The 16,975-nt window shown below is 64.0% G+C and carries 14 protein-coding genes; 3 read left to right on the top strand and 11 right to left on the bottom strand.

Features of this window, described 5'->3' with window-relative positions:
* Window positions 1–294: 294 nt before the first annotated feature.
* The 7 genes from era to rpoZ all read right to left on the bottom strand — a co-directional run bounded on the left by era (window position 295) and on the right by rpoZ (window position 6,784).
* On the bottom strand, window positions 295–1,218 hold the full coding sequence (era, locus tag FPZ08_RS03750; RefSeq protein WP_146288741.1) for a GTPase Era: 924 nt from the start codon (window positions 1,216–1,218) through the stop codon (window positions 295–297).
* Window positions 1,215–1,925 (bottom strand): ribonuclease III, encoded by a 711-nt coding sequence (rnc, locus tag FPZ08_RS03745; RefSeq protein ID WP_146288740.1) that lies wholly within the window; start codon window positions 1,923–1,925, stop codon window positions 1,215–1,217. Before rnc ends, era begins: the two co-directional genes overlap by 4 nt.
* Window positions 1,922–2,725 carry a signal peptidase I gene (gene lepB, locus FPZ08_RS03740; RefSeq protein WP_146288739.1) on the bottom strand — a complete coding sequence of 268 codons (804 nt, stop codon included), beginning with the start codon at window positions 2,723–2,725 and terminating at the stop codon, window positions 1,922–1,924. The genes rnc and lepB overlap by 4 nt, the downstream gene beginning before the upstream one ends.
* Before the next feature lie 87 nt (window positions 2,726–2,812).
* Complete coding sequence (acpS, locus tag FPZ08_RS03735) at window positions 2,813–3,229, bottom strand: holo-ACP synthase (protein ID WP_146288738.1); 417 nt, start codon at window positions 3,227–3,229, stop codon at window positions 2,813–2,815.
* A gap of 160 nt (window positions 3,230–3,389) precedes the next feature.
* Window positions 3,390–3,980: an orotate phosphoribosyltransferase gene (pyrE, locus tag FPZ08_RS03730; RefSeq protein WP_146288737.1), complete on the bottom strand. Its 591-nt coding sequence runs from the start codon at window positions 3,978–3,980 to the stop codon at window positions 3,390–3,392.
* Window positions 3,967–6,252: a RelA/SpoT family protein gene (locus tag FPZ08_RS03725; RefSeq protein ID WP_146288736.1), complete on the bottom strand. Its 2,286-nt coding sequence runs from the start codon at window positions 6,250–6,252 to the stop codon at window positions 3,967–3,969. Before FPZ08_RS03725 ends, pyrE begins: the two co-directional genes overlap by 14 nt.
* 163 nt (window positions 6,253–6,415) lie before the next feature.
* Window positions 6,416–6,784: a DNA-directed RNA polymerase subunit omega gene (gene rpoZ, locus FPZ08_RS03720; protein WP_056229435.1), complete on the bottom strand. Its 369-nt coding sequence runs from the start codon at window positions 6,782–6,784 to the stop codon at window positions 6,416–6,418.
* A 250-nt stretch (window positions 6,785–7,034) separates the two neighbouring features.
* Here rpoZ and FPZ08_RS03715 point away from each other — a divergent pair, with 250 nt between their 5' ends.
* Window positions 7,035–7,604 (top strand): LabA-like NYN domain-containing protein, encoded by a 570-nt coding sequence (locus FPZ08_RS03715; RefSeq protein ID WP_146288735.1) that lies wholly within the window; start codon window positions 7,035–7,037, stop codon window positions 7,602–7,604.
* 153 nt (window positions 7,605–7,757) lie between these two features.
* On the opposite strand, the gene smpB is transcribed toward FPZ08_RS03715, so the two are convergent.
* Both smpB and dapA read right to left on the bottom strand, forming a co-directional pair.
* The gene (gene smpB, locus FPZ08_RS03710) at window positions 7,758–8,255 is read right to left on the bottom strand and encodes an SsrA-binding protein SmpB (protein WP_146288734.1); all 498 of its coding nucleotides are present in this window, start codon (window positions 8,253–8,255) and stop codon (window positions 7,758–7,760) included.
* 6 nt (window positions 8,256–8,261) lie between these two features.
* Window positions 8,262–9,137 (bottom strand): 4-hydroxy-tetrahydrodipicolinate synthase, encoded by an 876-nt coding sequence (gene dapA / locus FPZ08_RS03705; protein WP_146292925.1) that lies wholly within the window; start codon window positions 9,135–9,137, stop codon window positions 8,262–8,264.
* A gap of 253 nt (window positions 9,138–9,390) precedes the next feature.
* Here dapA and FPZ08_RS03700 point away from each other — a divergent pair, with 253 nt between their 5' ends.
* Window positions 9,391–11,415 carry a lytic transglycosylase domain-containing protein gene (locus FPZ08_RS03700; protein ID WP_146288733.1) on the top strand — a complete coding sequence of 675 codons (2,025 nt, stop codon included), beginning with the start codon at window positions 9,391–9,393 and terminating at the stop codon, window positions 11,413–11,415.
* Between the two features lie 178 nt (window positions 11,416–11,593).
* On the top strand, window positions 11,594–12,526 hold the full coding sequence (locus FPZ08_RS03695) for an alpha/beta fold hydrolase (RefSeq protein WP_186767196.1): 933 nt from the start codon (window positions 11,594–11,596) through the stop codon (window positions 12,524–12,526).
* 157 nt (window positions 12,527–12,683) lie between these two features.
* Here the strand turns inward: FPZ08_RS03695 and FPZ08_RS03690 are convergent, their stop codons facing one another.
* A complete protein-coding gene (locus tag FPZ08_RS03690; protein WP_146288731.1) occupies window positions 12,684–13,244 on the bottom strand; it encodes an NADH-quinone oxidoreductase subunit E in 561 nt (186 codons plus the stop codon).
* A gap of 138 nt (window positions 13,245–13,382) precedes the next feature.
* Window positions 13,383–16,706, bottom strand: coding sequence for an OmpA family protein (locus tag FPZ08_RS03685; protein ID WP_146288730.1), 3,324 nt, complete (start codon window positions 16,704–16,706; stop codon window positions 13,383–13,385).
* Window positions 16,707–16,975 lie beyond the last annotated feature (269 nt).

Below are 16,975 nucleotides of genomic sequence, written 5' to 3'. Positions count from 1 at the left end.
CGGGATTTGGCGTACGCGGAGGCACACCCCCCTCCGAGCGCCGCTAGGCGCTACGCGCCAAGCTTTGCTTGTCGGCCATTCGGGCATAGCCCTCGTGGCCTTGTCGCCTAAGATCGCTCCACTGGAGCGATCTTGCCTTCGGCCGGCTCCAAGCCCCTCAAGGGGGAGGTGGGTGCTGTGGTTTGGGCTGGATCGTGCCACAAGCTCGATCTCACCCTCCCCCTTGTGGGGAGGGTAGCAAAGCTAGGCCCGAAGGGCTGTAGCGTCGCTAGGGAGGGGGTTGCACGTAGTGCGCTAATTCTTCCCATGCGGGTATTCCAGCCCCATTTCGCGGTAACGCTCGGGGTCGTCGCCCCACTTTTCGCGAACTTTCACGAACAGGAACAGGTGGATCGGCACCTCGTACATGGCCATCAATTCCTTGCGCGATTCCGCACCGATGGCCTTGATGGTCTGTCCGCCGGCACCGAGCACGATCTTCTTGTGGCTCTCGCGCGAGAGATAGATCACCTGGTCGATCTTGTAGGAGCCATCCTTCTGGATCTTGAAGCTCTCGGTTTCGACCGTGGAATTGTACGGGATCTCGTCATGGACGCGCAGAAACAGTTTTTCGCGCGTGATTTCGGCCGCCGTGATCGCCATGGTCAGGTCGGTCAGGTGATCCTCGGGGAAGTGCCAGGGGCCGGGCGGGATGTGCTTGACGCACCAATCCATGAAGTCCTGCACGCCATAGCCCTTGAGCGCCGAGATCATGAAAGTGGCCTCGAAGCGGAGCTTGGCGTTGATCGATTCCGACAGCGCCAGCAATTCCTCGTTCTTGACCGTGTCGATCTTGTTGAGGATCAGGATGCGCGGATGATTGACGTTTTCGAGGCCTTCCAGCAGCTTTTCGAGCTCGGGCGTCACCCCCCTGTCGACATCGACAATCAGGGCGACGATATCGGCATCCCCTGCCCCGCCCCAGGCGCTATCGACCATGGCGCGGTCGAGCCGGCGCTTGGGCGCGAAAATGCCTGGAGTGTCGATGAAGACCAGTTGCGCCTTGTCGAGCGTGACCACGCCGCGCACCTGGCTGCGCGTGGTCTGGGCCTTGTGAGTGACGATGGAGACTTTCGTGCCCACCAGCGAATTCAGCAAGGTCGACTTGCCGGCATTGGGCGCACCGACCAGGGCGATGAAGCCGCAGGAGGTGTCGGACAGTTGTTCGGGCGTATTCATCTCGAGGCTTCCTTCCACACCTTGTGGGCGATCAGGAACAGTTCGGCGGCCTTGTGTTCGGCGATCTTCTTGGAAGGGCCGGTGGCGCTGAGACTATCATAGTCGCCAAGGGTGACTGCTATGGTGAATTCGGGGGCGTGGTCGGGGCCGCGCCGGTCGGTCTGGGTATAGGTGGGCGGCTCGAGCCCACGGGCCTGGGCCCATTCCTGCAATGTGGTCTTGGCGTCGGCCTTGTTGGCCGAGCCGTCGGCCAGAAATTCCTCGAACATGCGCTCGACGAATTCATAGGCCTTGGCCATGCCGCCGTCGCAATAGATGGCGCCGATGACCGCCTCGGTGACATCGCCGAGAATGGCTTCCTTCTCGGCGCCGCCGGTGCGGGCTTCGCTGTCGCCCAGATGCATTTCGGAGCCAAGGTCCAGCGTGCGGGCGATGACGGCGCAGGTTTCCTTGCGCACCAGCGAATTGAGCGTGCGGCTCAACTCGCCCTCATTGGCCTTGGGATAGCGGCGATAGAGCATGTCGGCGACGACCAGGCCGAGCACGCGATCACCGAGGAATTCGAGGCGCTGGTAGGAATATTCGATGCGCTTGGCGGGCGAGACGGCGCTGGAATGGGTCAGCGCGCGGCCCAGCAGGTCCGGGTCGGCAAAGCGGTAGCCGAGCCGGAACTGCAGCTTGTCATGGTTGCGCGCGCCTCGGCTCATAGAGGCTGGTGATCAACGCCCTGGAACATGCGGTCCCAGCGCACATTGGCCGGCCACTGCCAGAGCTGCCAGGGCGGAATATTGTCCTTGATCGAGAAGAAGCGCGCTTCGGCCTTGGCGATGAGGTTCACCGCCGGCACATAGCCGACCTGGCTGAGCACGCGGCTATCGGCCGAGCGGTCGCGGTTGTCGCCCATCATGAAATAATGGCCGGCCGGCACGACATATTCCGACGTATTGTCGAGCGGCGCATTGTCCGAGATTTCCTGGATGATGTGGGTCGTACCCTCCGGGAAAGTCTCGCGGTAGAGCGTGACTTCGCGGGTATCGCCATTGCTGTCGGTATCCTGCGCCGTGCCGATCTGCTCGCGCTCCACCATGGTGCCGTTGATGTAAAGGCGCCCTGCCTTGACCTGGATCGTATCGCCCGGCAGGCCGACCACGCGCTTGATATATTCGATATTCTGCGGCACCGGCCGGAACACGGCGATATCGCCCCGGTTCGGCTCGCGCCCGAAGATGCGGTTATTGATCGGCAGTTCGAAATCGAGCAGCGAGAAATCGCCATAGCGGCCGAGCGAGAAGGAATGCTTGCCATAGCCCCAGACGAACTTGTTGGCGACGAAATAGTCGCCGATCATCAGCGTCTGCTGCATGGAGGCGGTGGGAATGGAAAAGGGCTGGTAGAGGAACGAGCGCAGCACGATGGCGATCAGCAAAGCCTCGACCACGACGACGATGGTTTCCCACCACTCGTTGGCCGCTGATTTCTTGATGGACTTGTCGGCGGGCTGGCTCATGGAATTCCCCGGAAAGACGGTGTCGAAGCGTTAGGCGTTTGAGCCCGCCGGGTCAATCGGAGTGACCGATGACCCGATCCGAAAAGTCTACAACTTTCCGGGGTCATCTTGCGGCAGCGCTTCGATGATGACGAAGGCCTGGGCGAGCCCGGCATCGTCGGTGATGGTCAGGTGGATGTGGGGCACGTGGCCCGGGGGCACAAGGCGGGCCAGCGCTTTTGCCGCGCCATTGGTCAAATGCATGGTCGGCTTGCCCGATGGCAGGTTCACCACGCCCATGTCGCGCCAGTAGACGCCCCAGGAAATGCCGGTCCCCAGTGCCTTGGAACAGGCCTCCTTGGCAGCGAAGCGCTTGGCATAAGAGGCGGCGCGCTGGGCGCGACGATCGGATTTGCGGCGCTCGATCTCGGTAAAGCAGCGATTGGTGAAGCGGGCGCCATAGCGCTCCAGCGTCTGTTCGACGCGATGGATCTGGATGAGATCGGAGCCGAGGCCGATGATCATGGAGGGGCTCCTTCTTCCCTTCTCCCCTCGTGGGAGAAGGTGGCGGCGCAGCCGACGGATGAGGGGGATGCGGAGCGCACTGCCCCCCTCATCCGCCCCTTCGGGGCACCTTCTCCCACGAGGGGAGAAGGGGAAACCGCGTTCGTGGCGATGTCCAAACTCACTTCACGCCCTGGATGCCGCGGCTGCCCGGCTTCACGGCCGGGATGGCGGCCAGTTCGGGCGGCAGCTGGTCGGCGGGATAGGCCGGCACCTTGAATTCGATCAGGCTCACCAGCGGCACGCCGACATCGGCTTCGCCACCCGATCGGTCGATCAGGCAGGCGGCGGCCACGACATTGGCGCTGATGCCGCGCAAGGCCTCGACGCATTCGCGGATGGAAAGGCCGGTCGAGACAATGTCCTCCACCACCACCACCTTGTCGTCGGCCGATATCTCGAAGCCGCGGCGCAATTCGAACTTGCCGTCGACCCGCTCGGTATAGAGCGCCGGAACGCCAAGCTGGCGGGCGGTTTCATAGCCGGGGATAATGCCGCCAATGGCCGGCGAAACGACCTTGGTCACGCCGGGCACTTCGGCGCGGATCCGTTCGGCCAGCGCCTTGCACAGCTTTTCGGTCTGCGCAGCATACTGGAACACCTTGGCCTTCTGCAGGAAGATCGGCGAGCGCAGGCCGGATGACAGGATGAAGTGGCCTTCGAGCATGGCACCGCATTCGCGGAAAATGGTCAGCACGTCATCTTTCGTCATCAACAAATCTCCGGTCGACATTGCCGTCCCATTCCAGGGTCGAAATCATGCCCGCTTCGCGGATGCCGGCGCGCTGGACGGCTGACAGACCCGGGCTGCGCTTGAGCGTTGCCAGAACATCGGTGAGTTGCGCAAGGTCGCGCACCTCGATTTCGAAGATCATCTGGTGAAAGTCGGGCGAAATCATCCGCATCACCAGATTGTTGATATTGGCATCGCAGGCGGCGATCGCCGAGGAAATCTGCGCCAGCGAACCGGGCTTGTTGACGCTCTCCATGGTGATGACGGTGGCATAGAGCTTGTCCTCACCCGTCAGGTTCCAGCGCACGTCCACCCAGGCCACGTCGCTGTCATGCAGGTCGATCAGCGCTTCGGAATGGATCGGATAGACCAGCATCGGAGAGTCCGGCTGGAGAATGCCGACCAGCCGGTCGCCCGGCACGACGCCCTCCCCCGAAACCGTCACCGGCATATGGAAATCGAGCTGGGCCAAAGCCGCCTTGGCGCGCGGACCGGAGCGCTGGCCGCCAGGCACGCGGAAGCGGAACAGGTCAGTGGCGCGCAAAGCGAACCAGCCATCGGCCGTGTCGGCCACCGGCAGGTCGAGCTTGCGGCGCCGCTTGCGCAGGCCCTTGAGCTTGGCCAGTTCGGCCGCCAGGGGCTCGGAGCCGATCTTGCCCTCGCCCACCGCGATCAGCAGGTCGCGCCGGCTGGGCGTGCCCAAAGCCTCGGCCAGCGCCTTGGCCTCGCCATCGTCCAGCATGACGCCTTCGCGCTCGAGCATCATGAGCAGCACATGTTCGCCCAGGGCAAAAGCGCGCTGGGTGGCGGCAAGGCGCACGGCACGGCGGATGGCGGCACGGGCCTTGCCGGTAGCGGCAATGCCCAGCCAGTTCATCGGCGGGGAGTGGTTCTGGTCGCGGATGATCTCGACTTCGTCGCCCGAGCGGAGCTGCGTCACCAGCGGCAGGATGGAGCCGTTGATCTTGGCGCCGACGCAGGTATCGCCGATATCGGTATGCAGCGCATAGGCGAAATCGATGGGCGTGGCGCCGCGCGGCAGCGCGATCAGCCGCCCGCGCGGGGTGAAGCAGAACACCTGGTCCTGGAACAGTTCCAGCTTGGTATATTCGAGGAAATCCTCGGTCGACGAATTGCCGGTCGTCAGGTGGCCGATGGTCTGGCGCAGCGAGCCATAGGCCTGCGATTCCTGCTCGATACGGCCCAGATTGGCCGAGGCGCCGTCCTTGTAGAGCGCATGGGCGGCAATGCCGAATTCGGCGATGCGGTCCATGTCCTCGGTCCGGATCTGCAGCTCTACGCGCTGGCGGCCGGGGCCGACAATGGTGGTGTGGATCGACTGGTAGTCATTGTGCTTGGGGACCGAGATATAGTCCTTGAAGCGCAGCGGCACGACCTTCCACTGCGTATGGACCACGCCGACCGTGCGGTAGCATTCCTCGACCGAGCCGACGATGACGCGGAAGCCGATCATGTCGGAGAGCTGCTCCAGCGCGATCGACTTGCGCTCGATCTTGTTGAAAATCGAGAAGGGCGATTTCACCCGTGCCTTGACCCGGGCGGTGATGCCCTCGACGGCCAGGCGCTCGCTCAGTTCGGTCGAAATGGTGGCGATCGTCTCGCGATATTCCGCCTGCATTTCGTCGAGCCGGGCGACGATGGCCTGGTAATGCTCGGGCTGGAGAATCCGGAACGAGATATCTTCCAGCTCGTTGCGCATGTCCTGCATACCCATGCGCCCGGCGAGCGGGGCATAGATATCCATGGTTTCCTGGGCGATGCGCTGCTGCTTTTCCGGCGGCATGAATTGCAGCGTGCGCATATTGTGCAGCCGGTCGGCGAGCTTGACCAACAGCACCCGCACATCCTGGCTGATGGCCAGCAGCAGCTTGCGCAGGTTCTCGGCCTGAGCCTCCTCGCGCGACACCAGGTTGAGGCGGTCAATCTTGGTCAGCCCATCGACAATGGCGGCAATTTCGGCGCCGAACAGTTGATCGATCTCGGCCCGCGTCGCGTCGGTATCCTCGATCGTGTCATGCAGCAGACCGACGGCGATGGAGGCGTCGTCGAGCTTGAGCTCGGTCAGGATGGCGGCGACTTCGAGCGGATGGTTGAAATAGGGGTCGCCCGAGGCACGCTTCTGCGAGCCATGCTTCTGCATGGCGTACACATAGGCCTTGTTCAACAACTGCTCGTCGACATCAGGATTGTAGGCCTGAACGCGTTCGACAAGCTCGTACTGACGCATCATGGGAGGTGTCGCCGCTCGCTCGAAGGAAAGAGCTTAGCGTTTTGAAAGAAAATGGGAAGGGTTCGGGTTGCGTATCTGAGTTGCGGGCGCTTGGGAAGAGAATACCCAAAACAAAACACCCCCGGACTTGCCGAGGGTGTTGAACTCAAGCAACCAACCGAAATCAGTCGTCGCGGCGCTCCGGCGGGGCCAGGCTTTCGATGCCGCGCAGCAGTTCTTCTTCGCTGATCGTGTCGAAATTGATCGAATCGTCGTCGCCGGCGCTTTCGATCAACGGAGCCGCATGGCTCTCGGGCTCGTCGACTTCGACATATTTCTGCAGCGAATGGATCAGGTCCTCGCGCAGGTCTTCCGGCGAAATGGCGCCGTCGCCGATTTCGCGCAGGGCCACAACGGGATTCTTGTCGTTGTCGCGGGCGACAGTGATCTGCGCGCCGGACGAAATCATGCGCGCGCGATGGGCCGCCATGAGAACGAGATCGAAGCGGTTGTCGATCTTTTCGATGCAGTCTTCAACGGTGACGCGTGCCACAGACGTCTCCAAAACTTATGGAATGAACGCCTCCCATACACCAGTGGTCCCATGGGCACAAGGTTGCCCTGCACCGCTGGGCGCGCATTAGCCATGTCTTGATTGCGGAAGGGGCGATGTCTTGCCGGACATCGGAAAACATGCGAATACCGAAATTAAGTTAATGCCCTCTGCGGAATTTAAATAAACCTTTTGGCTGCTTTTGCAGCGCAATGATTTGGGCGGCCAGGCCGCTGACGGGAGACGAGAGATGCCCATCGACCCGCGGGAAAAGATCGTTCTGTTTATCGACGGCGCCAATCTCTACGCCACGTCCAAGGCAATCGGCGTCGATATCGATTACCGGCGCCTGCTGGCCGATTTCAATGCCCGCGCCTATCTGCTGCGCGCCAATTACTACACCGCGCTGATCGAGGATCAGGAATATTCCTCCATCCGCCCGCTGATCGACTGGCTGGACTATAACGGCTTCACCGTGGTCACCAAGCCGGCCAAGGAATTCACCGATGCCACGGGGCGCCGCAAGGTGAAGGGCAATATGGATATCGAGCTGACTGTCGACGCGCTCGAACTCGCCCCGTTCTACGATCACATGGTTTTGTTCTCGGGCGACGGCGATTTCACTGCCCTGGTCGCCGCGCTGCAGCGCAAGGGCAAGCGCGTCACCGTGGTCTCCACCCTCACCACCGCAACCCCGATGATCTCCGACGACCTGCGCCGGCAGGCCGACTTCTTCATCGACGTGGCCGAACTTGCCAAGACGGTGGGGCGCCCGCCAAGCACGCGGCCGGTAGTGGCGCCGGTAGCGACCGAGGAATAGCGCACCATAAGTGCCACGCCCTCGTGGTTCGAGGCTCGCGAAGGGCTCGCACCTCACCATGAGGGCTACTGGGAACTCGGTGTAGCAACAGCCCTCATGGTGAGGTGCTTCTTCAGCGCCTCGAACCACGAGGGCGTGGCACGATCTGGCCCCCTACCCCCGCCCGCCTTCTTTCATGATGCGTGACTTGTCGCGGTTCCAGTCGCGATTGCGCTCGGTTTCGCGCTTGTCATAATTCTTCTTGCCCTTGCCCAGGCCGATCAGCACCTTGGCGCGGCCCTGGTCGTTGAAGAACAGCTTGAGCGGCACGATCGTATTGCCGGCGCGGGAGACTTCCTGGTCGAGCTTGGCCAGTTGCTTGCGCGACACCAGCAGTTTGCGGGGACGGCGCTCTTCGTGGTTGAAGCGGTTGGCCTGCAGATATTCGGGGATATGCGCGTTGATCAGCCAGAGCTCGCCCTTTTCCGGCGAGGCATAGGCTTCGGTGATCTGCGCCTTGCCCAGCCGCAGCGACTTGACCTCGGTGCCGGTCAGCACCAGGCCCGCTTCCAGCGTCTCTCCGATCGCGTAATCATAGCGCGCACGACGGTTTTCAGCCACGAGACCGTGGCTGATGATGCCGTTCTTGTTCTTGTCGTTCTTCTGGCTCATAGGCTCTTAGATAAGCCCTGCATGGCGCATTGCAAAGTCCACGGCTTCCTCGGTCGCCTTGGCGACGGGGACCAGCGGCAGGCGCAGCTCATTGGCGCAGCGGTTGAGCCGGCTGGCGGCATATTTCACCGCCGTCGGATTGGGCTCCATGAACAGGTTCTTGTGCAGGTGCACCAGCTTGTCCTGGATAGCGAGCGCCCCCTTGAAGTCCCCTGCAAGCGAGAGTTCCTGCATCTGCGAGCAGAGGCGCGGCGCGATATTGGATGTCACCGAAATGCAACCATGGCCGCCATGGGCGTTGAAGGCCAGCGCGGTAATGTCCTCGCCCGAAAGCAGGATGAAATCCTTGCCCAGCCTGTCGCGCTGCAGGCTGGCCCGGCCCAGATCGGCCGTCGCGTCCTTGACGCCGATAATGTTGGCATGGGCCTCGTGCAGGCGCGCAATGGTGTCGATGGTGAGATCGACCACGGTGCGGCCGGGCACGCTGTAGAGGATGACCGGGATGCCGATCGCCTTGGCCACGGCCGAGAAGTGCTGGAACATGCCCTCCTGATTGGGCTTGTTGTAATAGGGCACGATGGACAGCACCGCGTCGGCGCCGGCCTTTTCGGCAAACTTTGCCAGTTCCACCGCCTCGGCGGTCGAGTTGGACCCGGCCCCGGCAATGACAGGAACGCGCTTATTAGCGACCTCGACGGCGATTTCGACCACGCGGCGATGCTCTTCGTGGCTGACAGTGGGGCTTTCGCCGGTCGTGCCGACAGGCACCAGGCCATGCGTGCCCTCGGCTATCTGCCAGTCGATAAAGCTCGCGAGGGCTTTCTCATCCACATTCCCATTGAGCATGGGAGTGATGAGCGCCGTTATCGATCCTCGCAGCATTGTCGAGATGTCCTTGGTTTGGGTGCCACAGTTCAGCCGTGGCGGGATGGCATAGACCGCATGGGTGCGGCCGGTTTTGAGTTGGCGCACCATACGTACACTTGGCTGCCACGACAATATTTTCGTTGGCGGCAGCCGGCAGGGATCGTCGCAGCGGCAACCTGATATTTACCCCCAGAGGGTAAGGATGGGTTAACCGCGAGGATGGGGGCTCCTTGCTGGCCATGTAACTTGCGTACCAGCAGGACACCAGATGATGCGGCAATTTCGCGCCGGCCTCATCGCGGCGGTTTTGGGCCTTCTGAGCTTTGCCCCCATCTCGCATGCGACGGCCAATGACACGATCGACCCGATAACCACCGGCACGGTGCAGGCCAATGCCGGTGCGCCCGCAGCCGATGCGCGCGGCTCAGCCGCGTTCCGCGCTGCGCTGGATGAGCTGCTCGACGGTGATCCCGTGGCCGCCTATACCAAGGCCCGCGCCCTGCCCGACGCCATGGAGCGTCGCACCATCCAGTGGGCGGCCATCTATTTCAACGCCGGCAAGATCGATTACCAGTCCGTGCAGCGTTTCGCCGCTGACGCACCGGACTTTGCCACGCAAGGCATCTATCGCACCCGTATCGAGCAATCGCTGGCCAAAGCCGAAACCGACCCCAACGCAGTGGTCGCGGCTTTGGGCGGCACCATGCCCAATACGATCGACGGGCAGATCATGCTGGCAAAGGCCTATCTGGCGCAGGGCGAAACCAGCCGCGCCACCAGCATCGCCAAAAGCATCTGGATCGACAATTTCCTGACCGAAGAGCAGGAGACAGAGGTCCTCGACACGCTCGGCAGCCTGCTCGACCGCGACACCCATTGGGCGCGCGCCATGCACCTGATGATGCATGACCGGGCGCGCGGCAGCGAGCGCCTGCTGCCCTATCTGTCGGACGCGCAGAAATCGCTGGTCGTGGCGCGGGCGGCGGTATCGCGCAACGATGCCGATGCCAAGGCGCGGCTCGACAGCGTCGATCCCTCCATGCAGTCCAATCCGGTCTTCATCTTCTCGCGGGCGCAGCGCGCCAGACAGTTCGAGTTGTGGGAGAGCGCGGTCGACTGGCTGGCCAAGGCGCCCGACGTGGTGCCCGATGCCGCCGAGTGGTGGTATGAGCGCCGCACGCTGCTGCGCAAGCTGCTCGATGTCGGCGAGCCCCAGCTGGCCTATCGAGCCGCCGCCGATTACGACAAAGGCCCCGAAGGAAGGCTGGTGGAAGCCCGTTTCCACGCCGGCTGGATCGCCCTGTCCTTCCTCGATGACGCCGCTTCCGCCAAGACCCATTTCACCGCCATGGCCGGCCTGTCCACCCTGCCCGACAGCGTGACGCAGGCCAATTACTGGCTGGCCCGCGCCAATCTCAAGCTCGGCGACACCGCCGCCGCCCAGGCCGCCTTCGAAGCAGCAGCCCGCTATGGCAATGTCTATTACGGACAACTGGCGCGCACCGAACTGGGCCAGGCCGGGGTCGACCTCCGCCCCCTGCCCGATTGGCGGCAGAGCGAAGCCTTGTTCGACAGCAATCCGATCGTGCGGGCGGTGCGCCTGCTGGCCGCCAATGGACAGGCCAATATGGCGGTGCCGCTACTGCGCAATTTCGGCAATGGCCTGACCGGCGGCGCCGAAATGCTGCTGGCCGCGCGGCTGGCGCAGGAAATCGGCGCGCATCATGTGGCCATCGCCATTGCCAACACGGCCGATCAGCGCGGCACGCCGCTCGACCTGTTCAGTTTCCCCGAGGATGGCCTGCCCACCAATGCCCAACTGGCCGCCGACCGGGCGGCCGTCTACGCCATTGCCCGGCAGGAATCGATGTTCCAGATCGACGCCGTCTCATCGGCCGGCGCGCGCGGGCTGATGCAGTTGATGCCGGGCACGGCGCAGGATGTGGCCCGCAAGGTGGGCGTGGACTATTCGGCCAGCCGGCTGGTGAGCGACGCGGCCTATAATGCCCTGCTCGGCTCGACCTATCTCGGCGCCCAGCTCGACCGCTATGACGGCTCGCTGGTGCTGGCCGCTGCCGCCTACAATGCCGGCCCGGGCAATGCCAATAAATGGATCAAGGCTTATGGCGACCCCCGCGCCGACAATGTCGACCCGGTGATCTGGGTCGAGCTGATCCCGTTCCAGGAGACACGCACCTATGTGAAGCGCGTGCTCGGCAACTACCTGGTCTATCGTCAACGGCTGGGGGACAGCCCGGTGACATTGCAGCAAGCGCTGCGGAGCATCCGGTAGCGGATTTCATATCGGAGACCTCATGGTGAGCTTGTCGAACCACGAGGTCGAGCGAGTGGAGGCATCGTGCCACGCCCCCATGGTTCGACGAGCTCACCATGAGGGCTACTCCCTGCATTGCTGTCTCAGCCGACAAAACCCCTTGAGCCTATCGTCCCCCTGCCCCTAAATGGCGCCCATGCCGCGCACCGTCCCCGCCGATCATCCCGCTTTCGCGCCCCTGCCCGTAACCCATGTGCCACTGGCAGCGGGCATCCGCGCCGCCGTGCATGTGGCGGGGCAATTGTCGAGCCGGCGACTGCCGGTGGTCTGCCTGCCCGGCTATCAGCGCAATATGAGCGATTTCACCGAATTCGCGGCCTATTTCCGTCGGGTCGGCGGCGGCGACTGGCCGGTCGTGCTGCTCGACCTGCCGGGCCGCGGCCGCGCCGACGACCGGAAAAAGCCCGGCGACTACAGCTCATTGACCGATGCCGACGACGTGGCCTCGGTCATAACCGCGCTGGGCATCGGCCGCGCCATCGTACTGGGCCAGGGGCATGGCGGCCAGGTCGCCATGGCGCTGGCGGCCCACCGTCCCCTGCTGGTTGCCGGCACGGTGCTGCTCGATTCCGGCCCGGTGACCGATTCACGCGGCATTGTGCGGCTGCGCAGCAATCTGGCGCATGTCGAGGCGCTGCGTGGGGCCAAGCTGGTGAAAGCGGGCTTCCACCGCATTCTCGGCGGCGACTATCCCGGCCTGCCCGATGACCGGCTCGACGCTCTGATGGGCCGCAGCCACTTCATCGACAAGCGCGGCCGCGCCCGCCCGCTCTATGACATCAGGTTGATCGAGGCCTTGGCCAGCATCAATTTCGATGACGTGCTGATGGCGCAATGGCCGCTCTTCGACGCGCTGAGCTGTGCCCCGCTCATGCTGCTGCGCACACAACTGACCGACCAGCTCCGCCGCGAAACCTTCGACGAAATGGTCCGCCGCCGCCCCGACGCTGTCGCCCTGACCATTGCCGGCCAGGGCTCGCCGGCTCTGTTCGACCAGCGCGAAGAAATCGAAGCCGTGGCCGAATTCGTCCTGCAGACCAATACGCAATTGCTGGGAAAAGCGGCCTAGCCGCCGCGCGCACCATCAACCAGTAGCCCTCATGGTGAGCCTCCTGAGCTTGTCGAAGGGCGAACCACGAGGGCGTGGCACCATGGCTCCACTCACCCAACCTCGTGGTTCGACAAGCTCACCATGAGGTTTCAGGAGATTTCAGAAAAACCCGCCCCTAAGCGCCGACGCTGACCTTGCCCAGTTCCGCCGCCTGCTCCACCCAGCGCTCACGCCGAATCCGGCCCTTGAACGCCAATTGCCCCTCGACCCATTCCGCCTCGGCCTTGCTCCAGCCGGCAATCTGGTCGATGTGGAAAATGCCCATAGCCTGAAGCGATGCTTCAATTTTCGGGCCGATTCCCTTGATCTGCTTTAAGTTGTCGGCACCACCATTGCGCGGCTCGGACAGCGTAGCAGGCCTGGAATCGCTCGATTTCGTCTTGCGACGCGGCCGGCTGGCAGGCTTTTCCACCACCGGCTTTTCGGGCGCTGCAACAGGCCTGGCGGCGACCACCGGCTTAACATCATCGGGCACATCCTCGACGCTGGCGGCGAGACGAGCCGCCGTGCTGCGCGGCCGATACGGCTCCGCCACAACCGGAGCGACGGCCGTAACCTGCCGCGTACCCCGGCCGGCATGGAGAATGCGGCGAGCGGCATAGCCGATGATGCAACCCAGCATATAGGCCGCCAGCAGCAGCAAAGCGGTTTCAGCGATATGGGCCAGGTTGGTCATCACGCGCTCACGGCTTTGGCGGCGAGAAACTGCGCCAGCCGACGACGAGGCCGATCAGCCCCGCCCCCGCCAGATAAGGCCAATAAACTTCAAGCAGATAGAGCAGCGAAGTCCAGTTCATCGCCATATCCCGCCGCTTCAATAATGCTCCGGCTGCACACTCACCACGATACGCCGGTTGAGCCGCTTGCCCTGCGCCGTGTCATTGTCGGCAATGGGCGCGGTTTCGCCATAGCCGACCGCATAGAGCCGGGCCGGCGCGACGCCGCGCGTCACCAGCGCCTCCACAACCGCCTCGGCGCGCGCCACCGAAAGCGCCATGTTCAGGCCTTCATCGCCATCGGCATCGGTATGGCCTTCGATATGCACCACGGCATCGGGGCACGCCGCCAGATCCAGCGCCAATTCATCCAGCGCCGCATCTGACTCGGCCGCGATCAGCGCCGCGCCCGACTGGAACAGGATTGAATTGCGCGCCGAAAACTCGGCAATCGGCGCTGCGCAGGCGGTTATGTCGACCGGAACCGGCGCCACAGGCGGCGGCGGTGGTGCCGGTTCGGGTTCTGGCGGCGGAGGCGGCAGGTCGATTGCCGTCGTCCAATCCGCCGCGCCCGGATCGGCCGCGATGGCCGCCAATACGGCGGTGCGGGCCCCGTCATCGGCAGCAATGCCGCGCAGCGACCAAGCGCCATTGGCGAAATCAAGCTGGCCTTCGAGCAGATAGAGCAGCGCCCGTAGGCCGGTTTCGGCGCTGGGCAGGAAGGTTTCGGGCGCACCCTCGGCAATGCTGATCGCCGCAATATCGCCGCCGCTGATCGACGCGAAATAGCGCAGAGCCGGATCAGACGGCAATTGACCGCTCAGCACCACCTCGCCACCGGCCGAACGCTGCCCCGAGAAAGCGTAATTCGGATCGACAACAGCGGGCGGTTCGACCGGCGCGACAGTCTCGACACCCGGTGCGGGCGCAGGCTGCGATTCGACAGCGGCTTCGGCCTCAGCAGCCGCGGGTTCAGCCTCCACGGTAGGTTCTGCCTCGACGACCTGTTCGGCCACGGGCTCGGGTTCCGGCGGGCTGGTCAGTGCCAGCGTCCAGCCCCTAACAGGCGTCTTCGCCGTGGCGATAGCGCTATCGATCACCCCTGCCGCCTCGGCATTCGCAAGCGTGCCGCTTACCGTCCAGCCGGCGCCGTCATAGCTCACGCTGCCCTCGGACAGCCCGGCCAGCGCGCCGAGCGCGGCCAGCAGGTCCTCGGCAAACCCCTCGGGCGCCGTGGCATCAATGCTCGTCTCATCGCTGACATTGCCCCCTGCCCGCACCACGAGGAAGCGCTGCAGCGATTCCACCGGCACCAGGCCGCGCAGCGTCACCGCCCCGTCGGCGGCCTTGGTCGCCGACCAGATATAGGGCGTGGTGGCAATCGGCTCAGGCGCCGGCGCGGCGATATCGATCGCCCAACCGCTGCTGTCGGTCGCAGCGGCCAGCGCCGCCAGAACCGTGTCGCGCTGGGCTTCGGACTCGGCGCGCCCATTGAGCGACCACGCCGTACCGTCGAAGCTGACTTCGCCCTCAACGAGTCCCAGCACCGCATCGAGCCCGGCCGTCGCGGCAGCCACGAAATCACTCGGCGCACCAAGGCCCAGTTCGGTGGAATCCACCACGGCATCGCCGGCATGAACTGCCAGATAGCTCTTGAAGCTCGGCGTGGGGACATGCCCGATCAACGTGACGCCATCAGCCGTGCGCGTGGCGGACCAGAGATAGGGCGCAATTTCGGGAATTGCCGGCGGCGGCACGGCGATCGCCATGGACCAGCCCGCGCCCGCCAATTGTCGCGTGGTGAAATCGGCCTCGATAGCGCCCTTGTCGATGGCCGAATTGGCGGTGCCCGTCACCGTCCAGCCCATGCCGTCATAGGTCACAGTGCCGTCGCGCAGCCATTGCAGTAAGTCGATGGCCGTATCCGCCGAAGCGACAAAGCCATTGGGCTCGCCAGAGGCGTAAGTCATTGCTGTTGTTGCGCCTTCTCCGGCTTCGGCCAGCAAGGCGGCCTCGTCGGCCGCTGAGGGCACCAGGCCTGACAGCGCCACAGCGCCATCAGCATCCTTGCTCACGGACCAGGACCAGGTGGCGGCGCGGGGCGCCGAAATTTCAGCGCGCGCCAGCACCAGACCCTGCGGCGCTTCACCCGCCATCATGGCCAGCAGCGCGTCATAGTCCACACCCGACCGGGCAGTACCGACAATGGTCAGCACATTGTCGCGCAGGGCGATGCGGCCCTCGCTCATCTTCTCGAGCGCATCGAGCCCGAAATCGGCACCTGACCGATAGCGCTCGGGCGCGCCGCGGCCCAGCTTGAGATAGCTGGTATCGGCCCCCTCACGCAGGCTGAAGGCTTCGCGCGTGGCCTCGTCGGGCGCATAGCCGTCGAACACCACGACGCCCCCGGCCTGCCGCGTGGCGCTCATCCAGTAATCCGCGATCCGCGGCGGCTCGAGCACCACGATCGTGCCCGATGGTTCGAGCGTCTCGACGATGCCTTGGGCAATTTCGAGCGTAGCCGGCGCACCCGATAGCGTGCTCTGCCCATCGGTGATGCTGGCCGCACCATATTCGAGCCGCGCCAGTTGTTCGAGCAGGGTCTGGGAAAGCTCAGCAAAACCAGTAGGTTCGCCAGAACCGAGCGCCAGCCCGGTCGCCACCTGCGCACCGGACACCTCGGCGGTGCGATAGCGTTCGACCAGGGCATCATCGGGCACGTAACCGGAAACATCGATCCGCTTGCCATCGAAAGCGGCATTCCACGCATAGGGCGAAACCAGCGCCGGAGCGATGGTGACCTCGCCCAGTTCCAGCCCCGTCGGCGCGCCGGCGCGCAGCACGATCAGCAGGTCACGAAAAGCGCGCTCGGATTTGGCCCTGCCGTTGAGGCTGACGGTCAGGTCGGACACGACGGCCTCGCCCTGGTCGAAATATTGCAGCCGATCGATGGCAAATTCGGCGCCGGCCACCCAGAGCCGGCGCTCCGGCATGCCGGATCGCAGTTCCAGTGCGCCCTGCTCCGACCCGGCCAGCGCCAACAGGCGTTGCCGCGTGGTTTCATTCGGCACGGCGCCGGAAAGTGCGATCGCGCCCTGGTCCAGTTCGGCGTGCAATATATAAGGCCGGGCCGTCGGCGCCAGCGTCACATCAGTGGCGACCGAGCGGATGCCGGCCAATCCGGCCAGCCGCGTGACGGCAGAGTCCAGTTGCGCCTGGTCGGTGGTGGTGCCGGTCAATGTCAGGTCGCGCGCGTCGAGCGACAGTTCAGCCCAATCGTAACCGCCTGCGCTCATAGCCGTGGCGCTACGCGCCGCCAGATCGTCGGCGATATAGGTCGATGTCATCGCCAGACACAAAGTCGTGCCGCCCAGGACAGTGGCGAGTCCCGGCACGACCCACTTGATGAGGTCCCTGATCATTCCCGTTCCAGTGAATGTCCGCAATTTCGGCGAGGCTATTGCATTTCGCGGCGCGAGGGAACGAAAATGGAGGGAGTAAGTGGTTGTTTCTGTGGGCGAATTTCAGCAGATGCCAGGTCGTCCGCAGCAGGTCCATGGAAATGCGAAGAATCACGCCAAGTCCACCCGACGATCGCTAGCAACGGTGGCGGCGCCACTCCCGCTGCGCGTCATCCTCGGGCTGGACCCGAGGACACGATACTTACCGGCGTCCGCCAGTGCAGAGCCCT

This window comes from Devosia ginsengisoli (assembly GCF_007859655.1).
GTDB lineage: Bacteria > Pseudomonadota > Alphaproteobacteria > Rhizobiales > Devosiaceae > Devosia > Devosia ginsengisoli.
This window is presented reverse-complemented; position numbering and strand designations above follow the sequence as displayed.